At 67.1% G+C, this 234-nt stretch carries 1 protein-coding gene; it reads right to left on the bottom strand.

All coding sequences use genetic code 11. From position 1 onward, the window contains the following. Window positions 1-111: 111 nt before the first annotated feature. Window positions 112-234 (bottom strand): CoA-binding protein (locus H483_RS38755; RefSeq protein WP_031264846.1); only part of this gene is annotated, 123 nt, incomplete at its 5' end.

The raw sequence follows: 234 nt of genomic DNA on the forward strand, positions 1-234 counted from the left end.
GCATGATCTCGCTGGCGATCGTGGCAGTCCTCATCGTCCTGTACTTCATCTTCATCTTCGCGATGGTGGGACTGGCCTCGAGCGGCTTCTAGACCCGGCCGGGTCCGCGGTTCAGGCCAGGCCCAGACGAGGGGCTTCGATCGCAGGGCACGCGTCCATCACCACGTCCAGCCCTGCATCCTTCGCCCGCTGCGCCGCGGCCTCGTCGACCACCCCCAGCTGCAACCAGACCGC

Origin of the sequence: Dietzia sp. UCD-THP (assembly GCF_000349585.1) — a bacterium.
Taxonomy (GTDB): domain Bacteria; phylum Actinomycetota; class Actinomycetes; order Mycobacteriales; family Mycobacteriaceae; genus Dietzia; species Dietzia natronolimnaea_A.